Below are 18,264 nucleotides of genomic sequence, written 5' to 3' on the forward strand. Positions count from 1 at the left end.
ACTTTTTGTAAGTAGTTCAAACTCCGCTAAATGTATTGAGTATAGCCGGGCATTAAAATGGATTAATGCTATATTGATATGGATTATAGTATACAATAAATTATACTCCAACACGTTTTATTTATTGAAATTAGCTATTATTGTATGTACATAGTTACATATATTTGTAATCAATAAAACCGGTTTAATGTTTATAAAAATTGCGTATAATTAACATACTACTTATACGCATATTACACCATATTTACCTAATTTTACCTTAACATACTAATAACGGCTATGCAATTTAAAATAGACCACAAAAGCCCTATTCCGCTTCATACACAGGCAGAAAACCTGTTGCGCGAGTTGATTGATGACCCGCAGTACCAGGGTGGAAAGTTTTTGCCCAACGAGGTAAACCTGTCTAAACAACTGGCAATTTCGCGTACTACGCTGCGCCAGGCGCTTAACAAGCTTGTATACGAGGGTTTGCTAACGCGCAAAAAAGGTGTAGGTACAAAAGTTGCACAGCCCTCGGTAAGTTCAAAATCAATGAACTGGTTGAGCTTTTCGCAGGAAATGAAGGCCAGGGGCATTCCTATCAAGAATTTTGAACTGCATTTAAGCTGGGTTTTCCCCGAAGAGAAGATCGCTAACTTTTTTGAAATAAAAACCGACAAGAAAATACTTAAGCTTGAACGCTTACGCGGCCGCAGCGAAGGCCCATTCGTTTACTTTATATCTTACTTTCACCCGCGTGTTGGCCTTACCGGCGAAGAGGATTTTACCCGCCCTTTGTACGAAGTACTGGAGAAAGAACACATGGTGGTAGCGCAGTTATCAAAAGAGGAGATCAGCGCGCGCGCGGCAGATAAGTTGTTATCGGGCAAGCTGGATACCGAAATAGGTAGCCCAATTTTGGTACGTAAACGCTTTGTTTACGACCAGGCCGACCGCCCTATAGAATACAATTTGGGCTATTACCGTGCCGATGGCTTTGTATATACTGTAGAGAGCCGCAGGGAGTAATTGTATTAAGGCTTTGCTTAGTAAAAGGGCAATAAACATAGCATAATGTTTATTGCCCTTTTTGTTTTATCAGGATACGGTTAGTTCGCCGCGCAAATCCTGCTCTAATAATTCTTTTACCTGTTTAGGATCATCATACTGGCCAAGCAGGTACATGGTTTTGGTTACAGCGGCTTCAAAGGTCATATCGTAACCATTGGCTACGCCGATGTCTTTCAGCTGCTTACTGGTTTCGTAACGGCCAAGTTCAACTGTACCCACCTTACATTGCGATATATCCAAAATCACCTTGCCGCTATCGATAGCGTTTTTAAGCAGATCGATAAACCAGGCATCGGTAGTAGTGTTACCTGCACCGAAGGTTTCCATTACAATACCCCGCACATCAGAGGTCAGCACGGTTTCAACCACTTTAGGGCTAATACCCGGATATAGTTTCAGTACGGCAACTTCGCTCTCAAACTTGTTGTGCACCACCATAGGCGCATCAGATGGCTGCCTGATATCGTTAAGGCTAAACTTTAAATGCACCCCCGATTCGGCCAGTATAGGATAGTTCGGCGAACGGAATGCCTCAAATTTTGATGAGTTGTATTTGAACGAACGGTTTCCCCTGAAAAGCTTATAATCAAAATAGATACAAACCTCGGGCACACGGGCAAGGTCGTTCTTTTTGGCTTTGGCCAGCTCAATGGCCGTCATCAGGTTTTCCTTGGCATCGGTACGTACCGCGCTTATAGGTAGTTGCGACCCGGTAAATATTACCGGCTTGGCCAGGTTTTCCAGCATAAAGCTTAATGCCGATGCCGAGTACGACATGGTATCAGAACCGTGCAGTACCACAAAACCGTCAACAGTATCGTAATTTTTTTCGATCAGGCGCGCCAGATCGCCCCATATTTCGGGGTTCATGTTCGATGAATCAATCACCGTATCAAAAGAGTGTACCTTTATTTTGCAGTTCAAACGTTCCAGTTCCGGAACGTTATCCATTATCTGTTCAAAATTGATGGGTTTGAGCACCTTTGTTATTGGGTCGCTCATCATACCTATTGTCCCTCCGGTATAGATGATCAGTATTTGGCTCATTAATGTTATTGTATATTAGGTTTAATCGTTACTATAAAACTCATACGCCAAAAATCAGCTTTGAGTTGTGTGTTGTTATATCGGCTACCGTTTGCAGGCTTACATTGTAAATATCTGCCAGTTTTTGCGCTACATAAATTAAGTATGAGCTTTCGTTTGGTTTACCACGGTGCGGGGTGGGGGTAAGATACGGAGAATCTGTTTCTAAAACTATATGCTTCAGGTCAATTTCTGCCACCACTTTATCCAGTCCCGAGTTTTTGTAGGTAACTACGCCGCCTATGCCCAGGTAAAAATTAAGATCGATGATCTTGTTGGCCTGCTCAACCGTACCACCGAAACAATGGAATATCCCGCGCAGGTTTTCATCGGCCTGTTGCTGTAATACCTCGTACACCTCATCAAAGGCATCGCGGCAATGTATCACAATGGGCAGCTTTAGCTCTTTTGCCCAGGCTATCTGCCGGTTAAAGGCGATGACCTGCTCTTTCAAAAAGGTTTTGTCCCAGTAAAGGTCAATCCCTATTTCGCCTATGGCGTATATTTTATGCTGCGCGATGGCCTGGTGTACATTATCCAGCTCCTGCTCCCAGTTCTCCTTAATATCGCAGGGGTGCACGCCCAGCATCGGAAAACACAGATCGGGATAGGCATTCACCAGATCAAATACCAGCGGTATAGAATCGGTATCTACATTGGGTAAAAAAAGCCTTTCAATATGATGCTCTTTACACCGCTCAATCAACGCCGCCCGCTTATCAGTATCTGTTTCATAGTACAGATGGGTATGTGTATCAGTTAACACCATGCGGCAAAAATAAAAAAGCCTTCTGATTTTATGCAGAAGGCTCTATAATTAGTTTTTCTTTTTACCTGCTACTGTTTTTTTAGCAGCAGGTAATTGCAAACTCAATCAATGCTTCATTTCTACTTCGCCCACATTTACTTCGTTAAGTTCTTTCTCTGTTGGCGGCGGTAATTCTACATTGCTTTGTTTAGAGTTCCTTTGGGGGCTGCTTTTTTTTTAGCAGCAGCCTTTTTAACAGGCGCCTTCTTTGCACCCGGCTTCGCTTTTACAGGCACTGCCTTTACGTGTTTAGCAGGTTTTATTTTTACCAGCTCTATATCAAATAACAATGTGCTGTATGGTTTAATAACTTCGCCTCCGCCACGTTCACCGTAGGCTAAGGCCGATGGAATGATCACTTTAGCTTTAGCACCTTCATTAAGCAGCAATAACGCTTCTTCCCAACCCGGTATTACCCTGCCCTGGCCAAGTACTACCTCAAAAGGTTCATAGTTACGGCCTGGCTGGCTAAGGTTAGCTTTAGCGGCTTCTGCCGCCACGCTCGAATCAAATACTACACCGGCCAGTGTACGGCCTGTATAATTTACCAGAACGGTATCACCCACAAGCGGTTTACGTTTTGCTGATGGCGTGGTAATAATATATTTTAAACCCGACGCGGTAGTAACCGGCGTCAATTTGTTATCGGCAATGTATTTAGCGGCTTCAACACCTTCGTTTTGTTTTAGCTTTTCGCCCTCGGCGTTGCGTTCGGCAATAGCATCGGCAAGCAGTTGGGTTTTGCGTATTTTAATATTGAAAACAATATTACCCCCTTTTTGAAACACAGGCGGCATCTGATCTTCATGCCCTTTAAACACGCTATCAACCGGCACCTTGGCCACAACGCTATCGCCCACAGTAAGCAGCGGGAACAGCTCCATCAGGTCGGCCACGTTTTGCGACGCGGTAACCTGCGCCTTAACCGGCTTACCTATTTTATAGGTACTGTATAATGTTGAATCTTTATCGTTTTTTTGAATTACATCAAAAGTAAGTACATCATCAAGCTTCACCTTTTCGCCGGTGCCTTTTGTAACTACGGTGTAGCTGGCACCTTTAGGTGTACGCAGCGGGGCTTGCGCATTGGCGCCTGCTGCCAGGCCAAGCAATGCTAAAATTAAAATATTCTTTTTCATGGGTGCGAAAAAGCCTTCCTGAGTTTTGGGTTCAGGAAGGCTTTGTTAAAATTTTGAAACGTTCAATTATTTTTTAGCTGGAGCCTGGAACATAGCAGGTGCAGCCGGTTTTGGAGCATTAGGGTTTGGTTTAATAATATTTATTACTTCAACAGTAAATATTATTGGTGTAAACGGCGGAATAACGCCTTGTGCACCTTGCTCACCATAAGCCAGGCTCGATGGAATTACGAAAGTTGCTTTAGCGCCTTTGTTTAACAACAACAAGCCTTCATCCCAACCTTGAATTACTTTATGCTCGCCAACAGGGATACGGATTGGCGCGTACTGACGCATACCATCGTTAATTTTAGCTTTAACAGCATCTTCTTTAACGCTTGTATCAAATACTTTGCCTGTAGGTAATGTACCTGTGTAATTTACCTCAACGGTATCACCCACAACCGGAACAGGACCGCTGCCTGGTTTAGTGATCACGTAGTTTAAGCCTGAAGCTGTTTTGGTAACTTTAAGGTCTTTTTCTTTTACATATTTATCGATGATGGCAGGCTCTTTGGCTTTAACAGCATCGGTTTGTTGTTTCATGTAATCAGAAATACGGCCGTTAAATACCTGGTCGCTTAGTTTGCCCTTAGCAATTACTTTTTCAACCTTAATTTGGTAGATAACATATTTACCTTTAATTGCAGGTGGCCTTGGCTGGCCTTTAGGTATTACCGAATCGATATTTACTTTAACGGTAGCGCTATCGCCTTCGCTTAATAATAATAAAGCGTTAGTAAAATCGGCTTTGCTTTGTGGTTTTTGTATCAGCTGCGGTGCCGGGCGACCCATATCATAAGTGCTGCCCAATACTGAATCACCTTCAGTTTTAAGCGTCATGTTTAAGCTAACAAAGTCACCTTCTTTAATGGCAGGACCATCTTTATCAGTATGAATATCGTAAAGCAAACCTCCCGACCCTTGTTTAAATCCACCGTTGCAACTTGCCAGTCCGATAGCAGCAAGCGCTAAAAACATCAGTTTTTTGTTCATTTCTATTGTATTAATAACTTTTTATAGTTTGGTAAAATTGATTTAAATAATTCAACAACTTCGTTCAGCGGTAACTCCGACCGTCCGCCGGCCGCGTTGCGGTGACCGCCGCCACTAAAGTATTTTTTGCAGATCTCGTTTGCCGGAAACTCCCCTTTTGAGCGTAATGATAACTTTACAGCATCGCTGCGTTCAACAATAAAGGCCGCCAAACGCACATTGCTTATTGATAACGCGTAGTTAACTATGCCCTCGGTATCGCCTGTAACTGAATGATATTGATCCATCTCCTGTTTAGTAACGGAAATTATGGCCGTATTGTATTCGTCAATCACTTCCAATTTATTTGCCAGGCAATGGCCCAGAAAACGCAGCCTGTTTTCTGACGAGCTATTGTACACCAGCTCTTGTATGCGCCAGTTAACGGCACCGGCCTCAATAAGGTCGGCAGCTATGCGGTGTACCTCGGCAGTGGTTTTTGGTAAACGGAACGATGCCGAATCGGTAAGGATACCGGTATACAGGCAGCTGGCCACATCCTTATTAATAAGGTGTTTGCTGTTTAAGGCATCAACTATAAAGGTATACACCAGTTGCGCGGTGGCGCAGGCGTTGATATCCCAATAGCGAAAATCATCAAAATCTTCCGGATCGAGGTGATGATCTATCATTACCTTAACCGCGGGGCTTTGCCTTACCAGTTCGCCCATTTCGTTAATGCGGTTCAACGCGTTAAAATCAAGGCAGAATATCAGTTCGGCTTCGGCTATTAAAATTTCAGATTGTTGTGTGTTTTCTGTGTAGATGATCACCTCTTCATTTCCGGGCATCCAGCTTAAAAAATCGGGATAATCAGAAGGCGCTATTACTTTGGCATGGTGGCCAAGCTGTATCAAATAATTGTACAAACCCAGCGAAGAACCCATCGCGTCGCCATCAGGTTTATGATGGGTAGTGATCACAATTCTACGTGGTTGAGCCAGTAATTCGGTAAGCGCGGATAAATCTAACATCAATATTCAAAAAGATTGCAAACATAATTATTTTTATCAAATAGATTACCTTTATTTAAATACAAAAAACTTTAAAAATCAGGCCTTAAAACATTAATTTTGCGCCTCAATATTGAATACAACATAATGGAAACCAACAAAACTTTTACCATGATTAAGCCAGACGCGGTAGCGAACGGCCACATTGGTGCAATTTTAGATTTAATTTTAAAAAACGGCTTCAAATTAGTAGCCCTTAAATACACTTCATTATCAACCGAAAAAGCCGGCGAATTTTATGCAGTGCATAAAGGCCGTCCGTTTTACGATGAGTTGGTTGGCTTCATGTCATCAGGCCCAATCGTAGCGGCTATCTTAGAAAAAGATAACGCGGTTGAAGATTTCCGTAAACTGATTGGCGCTACTGATCCTGCTAAAGCAGATAAAGGTACTATCCGCCAGTTATATGCTGAATCAATCGGTGCTAACGCTGTACACGGTTCAGATTCTGACGAGAACGCTAAAATTGAAGGCAGCTTCTTTTTCTCGGCATTCGAGCAATTTTAATCGATATTAAATAATATCCAAAATACCCGCGTCATTGCGAAGAACGAAGTAATCCCCTACTTACAGAGTTGTTCTGTATAGATTACTTCGTACCTCGCAATGACGCTTTTTTTGTTTTGCAATTCCTACTTACCGAGTCGCTCTGTGTAGTTTATAGATTGCTTCGTTCCTCAGCAATGACGCTTTTTTTGTTTTGTAACACTCCTGTTCTCGTATTCCTTAATCTACCTACAAGAATATAATATCCTCTATCAATACCGTTCCGGCTTCGCCGTTTATCTTTTCGATGATCTGGCTGCGGATGCTCATCAGTTCGTTTTTAATTACCGACGATTCTATCCGCAAGAACAGCTTTTTGTTGCTGATGAATAATTCTTTGGTACGGTTAGCTACCGAGGTACCCACCAGCTGCGGCCAGTTGGCTACTACCGAGGTTTCATCATACTTGCGTTTCAGCTTGTAAACCTGCAGCATTTGCTCAATGGCTTCCTTCAACGATTTATCATTTGCTTTACGCATCAATTTCTCCTCCTTTTACATTAAAAACCCGTACATCAACACCTATATTATTAAATATATGCTGCACCCGGGTAGTGCTGGTATCGGTAATAAACACCTGCCCAAAATCATTGTTCGATACCATTTGCATCAGCTTGGTTACGCGGTTATCGTCGAGCTTATCAAAAATATCATCGAGCAGTAGCAGGGGCTTAAACTTTTTCTGCATATATAAATAGGTATATTGTGCCAGCTTAAGCGCAATCAAAAAAGACTTTTGCTGCCCTTGCGAGCCAAACTTTTTCATGGCCATGCCATGTACCGAAAATTGCAGGTCGTCTTTATGTATCCCGGTGTTGGTACGCTCCAAAGCACGATCCTTCTCCATCGTTTTTTTCAGCAGCGCGCCAAAATCATCGTGCAGTAACTGCGACTCGTATACCATGCTCACCAGTTCGGCATCATCACTTATAAAGGTGTAGTGCTTGTTAAATATTTCGGTAAAGCTTTCCATAAAAGCTTTGCGCTTTTGAAATATGCGGTTGCCCGATAGCACAAGCTGTTCATCAAGTACCTCCATCAAATCGGGATCGTACCGGCCGGTTTCGGCAATGCGTTTCAGCAACGCGTTGCGGTTAACGAGGGCGCGGTTATAGGTGATCAGTTCATCGAGGTACTTATTATCGGTTTGCGATATTACGTTATCGATAAACTTACGTCTTTCCTCGCTCCCCTCTATAATAATACTGATATCATAGGGCGATATCATTACCAGCGGCAGTAAACCAATATGATCTGCCAGGCGCTGATAATCTTTTTTATTGCGCTTGAATTGTTTCTTCTGGTTACGTTTTACCGAGCAGGCCACGGCTTCGGGCTTGCCATTCTTATCAAAGGTGCCGGTAACAAAAAAGAAATCGGTTCCTTGTTTTATCTGCTGTGTATCAATAGGGTTAAAGTAACTTTTACATAACGAGAGGTAGTGAATAGCATCGAGCAAATTGGTTTTACCCGCGCCGTTATTGCCCAAAAAGGCATTAACACCGTCGCTAAAAGTTAGCCCGGCCTCGGTATAATTTTTAAAGTTGATTACTGATAGTTGTTGCAGATACATAAACAGGGTTCAAATTTAACACTTACATGCTTGCCTTTCACTATACAAATGCATCAAAAAAGGCCGGTTAATTATTTAAGTTAAAAGGTGTTGATAAAAACTTTGAAAACTGTATTTTTGCAAACTTAATTTTTGAATAAAAATGTCAACACCCCAAGCGAACACCAAAATTGTGAACGAAGATAAAGCAGTTAAACCGACAGGCAATTTTGTGCGCGAAAACCAAAAGAGCTTATTATTTATAGCAGCAGCAGTTGTTGTGCTGGCGATTATCTACATCGCATATTTAAAGGTATACCTTGCACCGCGCGAAGTTGAGGCCGCCGATCAAATGCATGTAGCACAAGATTTTTGGGCTAAAAAAGATTGGGACAAAGCCATTAAAGGCGATGCCGGTTACCCTGGTTTTGAAAAGATCATCAGCGAGTACAGTAATACCAAAGCTGCCAACCTTGCTTATTTTTACTTAGGTACAGCATACCTTAACAAAGGCGAATACCGCAAAGCTATTGATAACCTGAGCAGCTACCGTGGTGATGATTACATGGTTGCCGCAGAAGCACTGGGCAGCACAGGTGATGCTTACGTAGAGCTGAAAGAATACGATAACGCGGAATCATATTTTCAAAAAGCGGCTGATAAAGCGGCTAACAAATTTTTGTCGCCTTTATATTTGAAAAAATTAGGTTTGGTTTACGAAGCTAAAAAAGACAACAAAGCAGCAGCAGATACTTACAAAAAAATTAAATCAGATTATCCTGAAAGCCCTGAAGCGCAAAATATAGACGAGTACATCGCCCGCGCCGAAGCAAAACAGTAATCAATTTTTTATACTGAAAGGTTGTAATGTTATAATTGGAAAGGTTACTTTCGGTTATCACATTACAACCTTTTGTTTTTTATATGCATTTTTCAGGAGGAAGGCAACATTACAACCTTCCAACATTAAAACGTTACAACTTTAAAACCCCACAACAATGGCTACACAGCTTAAAAACCTGTCTGATTTTTCAGCTACACAGATACCTTCGGCAGCGCCATATAAATTTGGCATAGCAGTAGCCGAATGGAACGCCGAAATTACCAACGCTTTATACCAGGGCGCTTACCAAAGCCTGATAGCCAACGGCGCCCTGCCCGAAAATATTTTTAACTACGCCGTACCCGGCAGCTTCGAGCTTACCTCGGGTGCCGATCTGTTGTTAAAAAACATATCCGATTTAGACGCCGTAATTTGCCTGGGCTGTGTAATACAGGGCGAAACAAGGCATTTCGATTTTATTTGCAACGCTGTAGCCAATGGTGTAAGTAATGTTGCCATTAAATATGCAAAACCTGTTATATTTGGCGTATTAACAACTGATAACCAGCAGCAAGCTATTGACAGGGCAGGCGGCAAACATGGCAACAAAGGCGACGAAGCTGCCATCACCGCTATAAAAATGGCTGATATGGCTAAAACTTTAAAAGGTTAATTACGTATAATAGTTAAAAAATATCCCGGCGTAAAATGAAAACAATCATCTATATAGTTTTGGTGGCCTTCGCGGTAAGCACCTTCGCATCATGCTCAAATAAGCTTTGTCCGGCTTATGATTCTTATCCAAAAGGCCGTAGATAACAGTAGTTTGTCATTTTTGTACCTCTTTTAAAACTATTAGGGCACTTTGCTGTAATTTTGTAGAAAAGGTATAATTAAAAATAAATAGTTATTGTTTATGAGTTGGATAGCGTTGGAAACGAAAGAGCAGATTGAGGAAATTAAACAAAACCCGGGCTACAGCCTGATATTTAAACATAGCACACGCTGCTCTATCAGCATGATGGCTAAAAGGCGCTTTGAGTTGGATTGGGAAAACCTGCCCGAAGACATGCCATTATACTTTTTAGACCTGATCAAATACCGCGAACTATCCGGACAGATAGCCCACGATTTTCAGGTTCACCACGAATCACCACAACTACTCCTCATAAAAAACGGCGAGTGCATACTCGATCAATCACACGGCGGCATCTCTGTAGATGAAACGCTGGAGATGGTTCAGTAAGTTTTGGAGTCCGGAAGTTGGAAAGACCGGAAGTCCGAAAGTTTGCTTTAATGGTGATTTCCTTAAACGGTTATTTACAAATTCAAGATATACAAAAGAGCGACCTGAATTATCAGGTCGCTCTTTTGTTGTTCTATCTTGTTTTGTTTGCTGCTAAAACTCGCGTTATTGCTGGTTTCGAATCTGACAAATTATGAATGCAAAGTGGGGGCGTGAAAGACTCCATTACTTTTCAACTGTCATGCTGAGGCACGAAGCATCTGTCGGCGAACTTTAAAGCGAAGAAGATTCTTCACTACGTTCAGAATGACAGGTTCTTAATATGCCACAGGTACCTTTCGTAGGATCGCGCGCAGAGGCCTTCACCTACGCACCCTTCGACAGGCTCAGGGTTGACAAGCCTACCCCCAACTGCTATTTCGCCTCAACTTCCCGCCCTCAACTTTAGGTCTTCCGGTCTTTCCGACTTCCGGACTTCTTCTCGCCTAAACAATTACCACCCGAAATCAACCGTTTTAATCAAGTCGGCATTCAGGCTGAGGTATACGGGGCAGGTAAGCGCGGCGTGTTCCAGTATCTTTTGTTCTTTTTCGGTATATTCTTTCGGGAATTTAAGGTTCACCACCACTTCAGATACCCGGCGCGGATTGGCTGCCATAATTTTAGTGATGGAACATTGCGTATTGTCAATATCGATGCTATGCGTACGGGCGGCAATGCCCATAATGGTGAGCATACAGCTGCCTAATGATGCCGCCAGCAGGTCGGTTGGTGAAAAGGTTTCGCCCCTGCCCTGGTTATCAACAGGTGCATCCGTAATTATTTTTGTGCCCGATTGCAGGTGGGTAGCCTCGGTACGCAAATCGCCCAGATAAGTAGTTTCTATAGTTGCCATAATAATGCTTTATACTCGTAAATTTAAATTTTGGTTTTATTGATACTATTAAACGAAGTGTAAAGTTATGTTTAAGCTGATGTATTTCGTTTTTAATATATCAATTAACTGTAATATTCATACAAGTAAGCCTATATGCTTTTAGGCTGTTAAGCTGTTTTTATTTACTTTTGTACATATGATCGAATTGCCGGTAGTTCCTGCCACACAAGTACAACGTAAACCAGATTGGTTACGCGTGAGGCTTCCTGTTGGAAAAGAGTATGCGCATGTGCGTGGTTTAGTGGATGAGCATAAGCTGCACACTATTTGCGAAAGCGGTAATTGCCCTAACATGGGCGAGTGCTGGGGTGCAGGTACGGCCACGTTTATGATATTGGGTAACATTTGTACCCGTTCATGCTCGTTTTGCGCGGTTGCTACAGGCAGGCCTTTAGCAGTTGACTTGGATGAACCTAATCGTGTTGCTACTTCGGTTAAACTGATGCAGGTAAAACATTGCGTTATTACCTCGGTTGACCGCGACGATCTGAAAGACGGCGGTTCTATCATCTGGGCCGAAACCATTAACGCAATCCGTCGCGAAAGCCCCGAAACTACTTTAGAAACCCTGCTGCCCGATTTTCGTGGTAACTGGGAAAACCTTGCCCGCGTAATTGCGGTAAGGCCCGAAGTAGTATCGCACAACCTCGAAACCGTACGCCGCTTAACCCGCGAGGTACGTATACAAGCCAAATACGATCGTAGTTTAGAGTGCCTGCGCCAGATATCGCAAGCGGGATTACGCACCAAATCGGGCATTATGCTTGGCTTGGGCGAAACCGAAGCCGATGTGTTGGAAGCCATGGCCGACCTGCTGGATGCCGGTGTACATATCCTTACATTGGGCCAGTATTTGCAGCCTACAAAAGCCCATCACCCGGTTATTGACTGGATTCATCCGGATCAATTTAATTTTTACAAACAAAAAGGCCTTGAGATGGGTTTTAGATATGTAGAGAGCGGACCGTTAGTACGCTCATCATATCATGCTGAAAAACACCTTTTTGAATTCTAATATTTCTTTATATCTTCACCGCAGTGAGTAAGAAACACAAAATATCATTGTCGGAAGAAGAACTTATACTTGCACTGCGCCACCGCGAAAAGGTGGGCGCGGAGGCATTGTATGATATGTATTCGGCATCGTTGTTCGGTGTTATCTCTCGCATAATAACAGATGAGGCGATCGCCGAAGATGTTTTACAGGAAACTTTTGTAAAAATATGGCATTCTTTTTCGAGCTATAGCAGCGAAAAAGGCCGTTTATTTACCTGGATGGTGAATATTGCGCGCAACCTCTCCATTGATAAAGTAAGATCGAAAGATTTTAGGAACCATAATAAAAACCAAGAACTCGAAAATAACGTAACTTTTATCGACGAACAAAAAAATACGGTTTACAAGCCTGAGCTGCTGGGATTAAAAGATCTGGTACAGAATTTAAAGCCCGAGCAAAAATCAATACTTGACCTTGTTTATTTTAAGGGGTACACCCACGTTGAAGCGGCCGATGAACTGAAGCTGCCTTTGGGTACCATTAAAACAAGGTTACGTATGGCTATACAGCAACTCAGAAAAAATTTTAATTAGAAAGTGGAAGACATTAAGGCATATATCGAATCGGGCATACTGGAGCTTTACGTACTGGGAGATTTAACCCAGGCCGAAAAGGTACAGGTAGAAGAGATGGCTTCAAAACATCCGGAGGTGAAAGCCGAACTGGATGCCATTGAAGCTTCCCTTGAACATTATGCTTCGGCGCATGCCATTGAACCTACTGAAAAACAGCGCGACAGGGTACTTAACAGTCTTCTCATTACTTTTTCTGACGATAACAACTTCCCCGGACGTACGGTTGACCACACGCCGGTTGAAGATAATGTTGTACCATTTAATACACCAAAAACGGTTAATTTTTATAAGTATGCCTTCGCGGCCTGCCTTGCACTGTTAATTGTGAGCGTGGTTGCTTTGTTGAATGTATACAATCGTTTGCAAGATTCTAACAGTACCATTGCCTCATTAAACCTGCAAAACCAACGCTTTAGTAACCGGGTAAACCTGGTCGACAGGCAATTGAGCGTTTTCCGTGATACTTCCTACAAATTCATCAAACTACAGGGTACTCCGCATTCACCGGCTTCGGCTATGATGGTGGCCTGGAGTCCGGTTAAAAAGAAAGTGGTTATTGATATGGCCACCCTTAAACTACCGGCTAACGATAAAGACCACCAATACCAGCTATGGGCCATTGTTAACGGTAAACCGGTTGACCTTGGTGTATTTGACGCAGCACTTGCCGATAACGAGGATGCCGACATGAAAGAGATGAAGGAAGTAGCGGTACCACAGGCATTTGCGGTTACACTTGAACCACGCGGTGGTAGTGTTAACCCAACAATGGATCAAATGATGGTGATCAAGGCCATCTAATCAGATCTTAGCTACCGATAATCCTTTTTCAAGATAATACCGTTCCAACTTTCTGGTCTGTTTATAGGAAAGGTATAACGGTATAATGCCTATCACGCCGAAAGAGCAATCTATCAGCTGCCAAAAGAATGGTATTCCCCTGATACTCCCTGCAATAAACGCCAGCGGAAATATCAATACACAAGCCAGCATCCCGAATTGTATTACCCATATGTTGCGTACCGGATACTTTAACGGGCCTACAAAAAGCAGGGCCAATACCAAATGCGCAAAAGCGAGCCAATCGGTACCGTAACTTAAATAAGGGTATTGTTGATTGGTAGTTTTAATAGCATTGTAAATGGTACTCAGCCAATTTTGCACAAACACTGGTGCCCAGGTGGTAACGCTTGTTAACCAGCTAAGTTCATTTTCCAAAGGAAAAGCGGTTATACCGCTGATGGCCAGTCCGGCTATAACGATGATGATATTTTTGCGGATCTTTTGTTGTAGGGTTTTCATTTGTTAATTTTTTAGTGATAAGGTTTGGGCAAGTATTAATGTCATTTCGTTTAAAGGAAGGGGCTTCTCAATTCAGTTTGCTGATATGGCAAACATGTTGTCATTTCGAACGTAGCGAAAAATCTTCTGTTCTCAGCAAGTAGCAGACATGCATGGTGAAGAAGATCCTTCACTGCGTTCAGGATGACAGGTACTGGAGTCCTCCTTCAGCCTCCCTGTCGGTGTTATTACCGCATCGCTATAATACCCTTCAACTCCGACCGCTCCTTTATTACTTGCAAAATGTTGTTCTGAATATCTTTCATGATCCATTCGGCCCAAACCGAGGCGTAGAAATTGAAGGTGGTTGTCAGCTTAAAATGGCTGTACAAATGCAGGCGACACGTAGTGGCATTAAGTTGCTGAAGCTGATATGTGCCATCCATCACATCAAAATACCGGCCGCCGATAACCACATGCTCATCCATAGTAGTTGATGGTATTTCGTAGGGATTCGCTTTTATGGTAAAGCTCATTTCCTGCTGGTCTTTGTAGTCGGTCACCTCTTCGTGGAAGATCAACCCTTTATCAAAAATAGCCTTACGGTAACCGCCTACGCCATTATAGTTGAGTTCGGCACGTATGGGGCGCGGAAAGCCCAGCTTTTCGGTAAGCCAACCTTTGTCTTCGTCTTTTTTTATCGCCCTCACACGGGTAACATTTGGCCATATTTGGCTTTTATCAGCCTTAATATCAATATAAGTATAGGTTTTGTATACCGATGGATGATCGCCGATGTAACGTTCAACAGGTGATACCAGCAATGGCAGCAAGGCAATAACCGAAATGTGAGTATTTTCGTTGCGGTGTTTTTTCAATTTATAATGCCCTGCCACCATTCCGCCAAGGCTCGAAGCACCTAAAAACAACGGCAGCACCATTAACCAGCAGGCCCAACCTTCAATCGAGGCCAGCATAGTAAGTAACATGAAGGCAAGGATTGGGATCCAGGGTGTAAAAACTCGGTAACTCATTTTCTTCACCGATTCAATACCCGACAGAAAAATAGTTAATGCACCTATACCGAAAGGCACCAGAAATATAAAGCTGACAGACATGATGGTAAACAGTCCATTCAAGCTCTCCAGATTAAATAAAGAGTGTACAATAAGCGCGAACACGAGCGGCAACACAACGATGAGCAGTATTCGCTTAATATTAGGTTTTATCATGATATGATAAGGTTTAGGTGATTAAATACTTTTTTCAACAGCATCCTTTATGTAAGGCACTTTAAATATATACCCGGCATCCAGCAAACGTGCGGGCAGCACCCAGCGACTTTTCAGTATCAGTTCTGTTTCGGTTTGTAACAGCAGGGTGCCTATGCCGAGCATCCATTTTGAGGCAGGCAAACCGAAGGGTACACCTACTGCCTTGCGCATCGTCCGCATGATCTCGTGATTTTGGATGGGGTAGGGCGAAGCTATGTTGAATGCGCCTTCCAGTTCCTGATGGGCTATCAGGAAATCGATACTGCTTGCAAGGTCGTCTTCATGCACCCAACTGAAATATTGTTTACCATCGCCTTGTATACCGCCCAGCCCGTATTTGGCCAGGTTGGTGTAGTAATGCAGCACACCTCCATTTTTGCCCAATACCACACTAATACGGAGTGCTACTTTGCGTATGCCGGGCACTACCTGTTCGGCAAAAGCTTGCTCCCATTGTTTACAAACTTCTATAGAAAAACCCGTACCAATGTCGCCGGTATATTCATCCTGCGGACGGTCTTCGGCATGGCGGTATATGGTGGCAGATGCAGCGTTCATCCACAAAGCAGGCGGGTTAGCAGTCTGTTTCAGTGCTTCGCCCAATACACTTGTGGCATTCAACCTTGATGAAAATATTTCGGCCATGTTAGCCTCGTTGTATCTGCAATTCACACTTTTACCCGCAAGGTTGATGAGCACATCACTATCTTCGAGATGCTTTGCCCAATCACCAAGCGTAGTGCCATCCCAATAAACCATTTTAATATTGCCGTTACCAGCCTTTGGGTTGCGGGTAAAAATGATCACTTCGTTAGCTTGACCGCTAAAATGCGCGGCGAGTACCTTGCCTAAATAACCGCTGCCGCCGGCCAGTATAATTTTATTGTATTTCATGATGATGCTATTTAAGTATTAAAACCAATATACCCAACCTGTACAGCATCCAGGTAATGGTCATCAACCAACCCAAAGCCAATATTTTTGTACGGCGGATATGCTCCAGGAACATTAACCCCGCAACGCCTAAAAAGTAAAGCGTGTAAGCGATAGCAGGCAGGGCCACAAACTTCGCGAGCAACAACGCAGGCAACAGCAACAATGCACCTGCTAAAGAGATCGTCATCATGTTACCGAGGTAATCCCACTTTTTACGGGCAGCGTACATACTGATGATGATACCCTGAAAAACGATCTGCCCGCCGCAGATCAGGTATTCGCGGTATTCGTTACCTACCGGTACCATGCCTTTTAAAAGCGGGGCATAGGCGGTAAGAATAAAGCCGACCACCAACCAGCTGAATAAAAGATAAGCCAAACGATAGATCAACCTGAACGTAGGCTGCACTTCAAAATCATCATCCGCGTTACCCGGAACAATCACCCGCCTGTTGTAGGATATAAAAGCGTAACCCTTACTCATGAACCATATAAACGGTTTCCAGCTAAACAATCCCTTAAATACCGGGAAAGCATTGGCGATAACTTTAAACAAACTTACTATGCCGTAATTCACCTCGCCCGTTTGGGTGTTTACAAGCGCTATTTCATTAACGGCGCGTTGCCTGTCTATCAGCGGACAAAAACTATCGGGCATGGTTTGGTAAGGCTGCCTGCCATTGCTATCGAGCATACCGGTATTGATAAATGCTTTGGTATACAAGCTGCACATTGGGCATTCGGCATCGTATAGTATAATATGGTTGTTAAGCGTTTTCATGATTCATGAGATTATGGGGTTGACTACTACTGTTTCTCTACAAAAACGGTACGTTTTACTTGTTGCTGCGCTCTGCTGCGAAGCCTGAAAAATATGATAAGGTTTAGGAAGTGCATACCGCCGAGTATTAATATGATGCAGCCCAGTTTATAGCTCAACACCTCAACCACCACTTGGGTGCTTGCTATGCTGCCGGCCTCTTTCAGCGCGAGGCTCATGTAGCCAATATTGATCAGATAGAAACCCACTACCAGCAGCTTGTTCACAGAGTCGGCAAGCGGGGTATTCCCGTGGAAGATATCCACCAGGAAGATTAACCCATTTTTGAATAAAACTTTTGCTACCCAAATAGTTAGGGCGATACTGATAACGATGTAGAACGCGTAGGTAATAATAAAATAGTTCATGATGATAAGTATTTATTTGTTTGTAATTTTTGAATTTTCAGTAAATAATGAAATTTATAGACAAAAAAATAGAGCTATTTAAATAGCTTAAAAATTGAACCCCAAAACCAGCTTTCTTCTGCCTTTATCATGGTTTCTAAAGTTTTGTTTACGTTGCCTGCCAACTTGTTTATACCCGCAAGTGATGTTTTAAACGTTTTAAATTCGGGGTCTTTTTCGTCGCCCTTTAAAGTTGATAACTCGTTTAATACTTTCAGTACCGGGTCCAGCTCGCGCTTTTTACGTTCCTGGGCTACCTGGCGGGCAATGTTCCAGGCATCTTTATCAGCAAAAAAGTATTCTTTACGCTCACCTGCTTTATGTTGTTTTTCTACCAGTCCCCAGCCTATCAAATCGCGCAGGGTCATGTTGGCATTACCACGCGAAATGCTTAGGGTTTCCATAATATCTTCAGTAGTAAGCGCATCCGGAGAGATCAGCAGCAAGGCATGTACCTGGGCCATGGTGCGGTTTATACCCCACTCAGATCCGAGCTTGCCCCAGGTTTCAATGAACTTCAACTTTGCTTCTGCCAATTCCATGATGCAAATATATAGAAGTTTTTAAACTTTCAAAAAATAATGAAAGTTTATTTTAAATTTATTTAATCTTTTTTACGATTTGCTGTAACGTTTTA

At 42.9% G+C, this 18,264-nt stretch carries 22 protein-coding genes; 8 read left to right on the plus strand and 14 right to left on the minus strand.

Annotated features, from left to right (window positions below):
* Positions 1-279: 279 nt before the first annotated feature.
* Positions 280-1,011, plus strand: a complete 732-nt coding sequence (locus AC07NA_RS17180; protein WP_345210927.1) for a GntR family transcriptional regulator — start codon at positions 280-282, stop codon at positions 1,009-1,011.
* 69 nt (positions 1,012-1,080) lie between these two features.
* On the opposite strand, the gene AC07NA_RS17185 is transcribed toward AC07NA_RS17180, so the two are convergent.
* From AC07NA_RS17185 to AC07NA_RS17205, 5 genes are all read right to left on the minus strand, one after another.
* A complete protein-coding gene (locus AC07NA_RS17185; RefSeq protein WP_345210926.1) occupies positions 1,081-2,100 on the minus strand; it encodes an asparaginase in 1,020 nt (339 codons plus the stop codon).
* A 40-nt stretch (positions 2,101-2,140) separates the two neighbouring features.
* A complete protein-coding gene (locus AC07NA_RS17190) occupies positions 2,141-2,908 on the minus strand; it encodes a TatD family hydrolase (protein ID WP_494898834.1) in 768 nt (255 codons plus the stop codon).
* 173 nt (positions 2,909-3,081) lie between these two features.
* Positions 3,082-4,086, minus strand: a complete 1,005-nt coding sequence (locus AC07NA_RS17195) for an FKBP-type peptidyl-prolyl cis-trans isomerase (protein WP_494898836.1) — start codon at positions 4,084-4,086, stop codon at positions 3,082-3,084.
* Between the two features lie 66 nt (positions 4,087-4,152).
* Entirely contained in the window at positions 4,153-5,121 is a 969-nt protein-coding gene (locus tag AC07NA_RS17200) for an FKBP-type peptidyl-prolyl cis-trans isomerase (protein ID WP_494898838.1), read from the minus strand.
* Positions 5,122-5,123: 2 nt separating this feature from the next.
* Positions 5,124-6,134 carry a DHH family phosphoesterase gene (locus AC07NA_RS17205; RefSeq protein WP_345210922.1) on the minus strand — a complete coding sequence of 337 codons (1,011 nt, stop codon included), beginning with the start codon at positions 6,132-6,134 and terminating at the stop codon, positions 5,124-5,126.
* Between the two features lie 126 nt (positions 6,135-6,260).
* On the opposite strand from AC07NA_RS17205, the gene AC07NA_RS17210 reads away from it, so the two are divergent.
* Positions 6,261-6,680, plus strand: a complete 420-nt coding sequence (locus AC07NA_RS17210) for a nucleoside-diphosphate kinase (RefSeq protein ID WP_345210921.1) — start codon at positions 6,261-6,263, stop codon at positions 6,678-6,680.
* A 228-nt stretch (positions 6,681-6,908) separates the two neighbouring features.
* On the opposite strand, the gene AC07NA_RS17215 is transcribed toward AC07NA_RS17210, so the two are convergent.
* The gene (locus AC07NA_RS17215; protein ID WP_494898839.1) at positions 6,909-7,199 is read right to left on the minus strand and encodes a DciA family protein; all 291 of its coding nucleotides are present in this window, start codon (positions 7,197-7,199) and stop codon (positions 6,909-6,911) included.
* Positions 7,192-8,292, minus strand: coding sequence for a DNA replication/repair protein RecF (gene recF, locus AC07NA_RS17220; RefSeq protein ID WP_494898840.1), 1,101 nt, complete (start codon positions 8,290-8,292; stop codon positions 7,192-7,194). The genes AC07NA_RS17215 and recF overlap by 8 nt, the downstream gene beginning before the upstream one ends.
* A gap of 142 nt (positions 8,293-8,434) precedes the next feature.
* On the opposite strand from recF, the gene AC07NA_RS17225 reads away from it, so the two are divergent.
* The 3 genes from AC07NA_RS17225 (at position 8,435) to ytxJ (ending at position 10,340) form a co-directional block, all read left to right on the plus strand.
* The gene (locus AC07NA_RS17225; RefSeq protein WP_345210918.1) at positions 8,435-9,112 is read left to right on the plus strand and encodes a tetratricopeptide repeat protein; all 678 of its coding nucleotides are present in this window, start codon (positions 8,435-8,437) and stop codon (positions 9,110-9,112) included.
* 157 nt (positions 9,113-9,269) lie between these two features.
* Positions 9,270-9,767 (plus strand): 6,7-dimethyl-8-ribityllumazine synthase, encoded by a 498-nt coding sequence (ribH, locus tag AC07NA_RS17230; RefSeq protein WP_494898841.1) that lies wholly within the window; start codon positions 9,270-9,272, stop codon positions 9,765-9,767.
* 243 nt (positions 9,768-10,010) lie between these two features.
* Positions 10,011-10,340 (plus strand): bacillithiol system redox-active protein YtxJ, encoded by a 330-nt coding sequence (gene ytxJ / locus AC07NA_RS17235; RefSeq protein ID WP_345210916.1) that lies wholly within the window; start codon positions 10,011-10,013, stop codon positions 10,338-10,340.
* A gap of 493 nt (positions 10,341-10,833) precedes the next feature.
* Here ytxJ and AC07NA_RS17240 read toward each other — a convergent pair whose 3' ends face one another.
* The gene (locus AC07NA_RS17240) at positions 10,834-11,235 is read right to left on the minus strand and encodes an OsmC family protein (protein ID WP_494898842.1); all 402 of its coding nucleotides are present in this window, start codon (positions 11,233-11,235) and stop codon (positions 10,834-10,836) included.
* A gap of 178 nt (positions 11,236-11,413) precedes the next feature.
* Between AC07NA_RS17240 and lipA the strand changes: the two genes are divergently transcribed.
* The 3 genes from lipA to AC07NA_RS17255 are packed head-to-tail and all read left to right on the plus strand — an operon-like array spanning position 11,414 to position 13,710.
* Positions 11,414-12,292 carry a lipoyl synthase gene (gene lipA / locus AC07NA_RS17245; protein ID WP_494898844.1) on the plus strand — a complete coding sequence of 293 codons (879 nt, stop codon included), beginning with the start codon at positions 11,414-11,416 and terminating at the stop codon, positions 12,290-12,292.
* Positions 12,293-12,315: 23 nt separating this feature from the next.
* Entirely contained in the window at positions 12,316-12,867 is a 552-nt protein-coding gene (locus AC07NA_RS17250) for an RNA polymerase sigma factor (protein ID WP_345210912.1), read from the plus strand.
* Between the two features lie 3 nt (positions 12,868-12,870).
* The gene (locus tag AC07NA_RS17255; RefSeq protein WP_494898845.1) at positions 12,871-13,710 is read left to right on the plus strand and encodes an anti-sigma factor; all 840 of its coding nucleotides are present in this window, start codon (positions 12,871-12,873) and stop codon (positions 13,708-13,710) included.
* On the opposite strand, the gene AC07NA_RS17260 is transcribed toward AC07NA_RS17255, so the two are convergent.
* The 6 genes from AC07NA_RS17260 to AC07NA_RS17285 form a co-directional block, all read right to left on the minus strand.
* On the minus strand, positions 13,711-14,211 hold the full coding sequence (locus AC07NA_RS17260; RefSeq protein ID WP_494898846.1) for a hypothetical protein: 501 nt from the start codon (positions 14,209-14,211) through the stop codon (positions 13,711-13,713).
* A gap of 227 nt (positions 14,212-14,438) precedes the next feature.
* Positions 14,439-15,422 (minus strand): hypothetical protein, encoded by a 984-nt coding sequence (locus AC07NA_RS17265; protein WP_494898848.1) that lies wholly within the window; start codon positions 15,420-15,422, stop codon positions 14,439-14,441.
* A 21-nt stretch (positions 15,423-15,443) separates the two neighbouring features.
* Positions 15,444-16,358, minus strand: a complete 915-nt coding sequence (locus AC07NA_RS17270; RefSeq protein WP_494898849.1) for a TIGR01777 family oxidoreductase — start codon at positions 16,356-16,358, stop codon at positions 15,444-15,446.
* A gap of 7 nt (positions 16,359-16,365) precedes the next feature.
* Complete coding sequence (locus AC07NA_RS17275) at positions 16,366-17,181, minus strand: DUF393 domain-containing protein (protein WP_494898850.1); 816 nt, start codon at positions 17,179-17,181, stop codon at positions 16,366-16,368.
* A 26-nt stretch (positions 17,182-17,207) separates the two neighbouring features.
* Positions 17,208-17,588, minus strand: a complete 381-nt coding sequence (locus AC07NA_RS17280; RefSeq protein ID WP_494898851.1) for a hypothetical protein — start codon at positions 17,586-17,588, stop codon at positions 17,208-17,210.
* 74 nt (positions 17,589-17,662) lie between these two features.
* Positions 17,663-18,169, minus strand: coding sequence for a GbsR/MarR family transcriptional regulator (locus tag AC07NA_RS17285; protein WP_494898852.1), 507 nt, complete (start codon positions 18,167-18,169; stop codon positions 17,663-17,665).
* Positions 18,170-18,264: the final 95 nt, after the last annotated feature.

Source organism: Mucilaginibacter sp. GW821-FHT07G05 (genome assembly GCF_059418565.1).